This is a genomic window from Halomonas sp. BM-2019 (genome assembly GCF_017584085.1).
The window spans coordinates 2,420,427-2,421,695 of record NZ_CP071922.1 but is presented as its reverse complement, the minus strand read 5'-3'; the positions used below and the strand labels follow the sequence as shown (position 1 = coordinate 2,421,695).

Here is a 1,269-nt window from a genome sequence, read left to right as displayed (position 1 = left end):
CCGTGGGATAAGCCCCGGGCGAGCGGTCGCCCCCCCCCTGTTTTTATACCGTTATCGTGTATTTGCTATAAACCACACTTGCGACCTTCGGCGGCATCAATGCCGACAGCGGGCCGGCTGAGGTATAATGCCCGCCGTTCAAGCCCGCCAGCGCAAAGCCGCCACAACGATCGGCTGTCGCGCGCGGGCATGCCGACAACGCCAAGGAGCCCCTTGCCCATGACCGTGATTCGCCAGGACGATCTGATCCAGAGCGTCGCCGATGCCCTGCAGTATATCTCCTACTACCACCCCAAGGATTTCATCGATGCCATGGCGGCGGCCTACGAGCGCGAGGAGAACCCGGCGGCCCAGGATGCCATCGCCCAGATCCTGATCAACTCACGCATGTGTGCCATGGGCCACCGGCCGATCTGCCAGGACACCGGCATCGTTACCGTCTTCCTGCACGTGGGCATGAACGTGCGCTGGGACGCCGAGATGAGTCTCGATGAGATGGTCAACGAGGGGGTGCGCCGCGCCTACGCGCTGCCCGACAACGTCCTGCGCGCCTCGGTGCTGGCCGATCCGGACGGCGCCCGCAAGAACACCGGCGACAATACCCCGGCGATCATCCACCACAAGATCGTGCCTGGCGACACCGTTGAGGTCTACGTGGCCGCCAAGGGCGGCGGTAGCGAGGCCAAGTCCAAGTTCGCCATGCTCAACCCCTCCGACAGCGTGGTCGACTGGGTGATGGAGCAGCTGCCCAAGATGGGCGCCGGCTGGTGCCCGCCCGGCATGCTGGGCATCGGCATCGGCGGCACCGCCGAGAAGGCCATGGAGATCGCCAAGGAGGCGCTGCTCGACCCCATCGACATCCAGGAGCTGCAGGCTCGTGGGGCCTCCAACCGCGCCGAGGAGCTTCGCCTGGAGCTGTTCGACCGGGTCAACAAGAGCGGCATCGGCGCCCAGGGCCTGGGCGGCCTGACTACGGTGCTCGACATCAAGGTCAAGGACTACCCGACCCACGCCGCCAACAAGCCGGTGGCGATCATCCCCAACTGTGCCGCCACCCGCCACGCCCACTTCACCCTGGACGGCTCCGGCCCCGCCGCGCTGCCGGCGCCCAAGCTCGAGGACTGGCCGGAGATCACCCGTGAGGCGGGGGACAACGTCAAGCGCGTCAATCTCGACAGCATCACCCCGGAAGAGGTGCAGACCTGGCAGCCGGGCGACACCCTGCTGCTCAACGGCAAGCTGCTCACCGGCCGCGACGCCGCCCACAAG

At 66.7% G+C, this 1,269-nt stretch carries 1 protein-coding gene; it reads left to right on the top strand.

Annotation, left to right across the window (positions count from 1 at the left end; genetic code table 11):
* Positions 1-219: 219 nt before the first annotated feature.
* A partial coding sequence (locus tag J5F18_RS12065) for a fumarate hydratase (RefSeq protein WP_346298870.1) occupies positions 220-1,269 on the top strand: 1,050 nt, incomplete at its 3' end.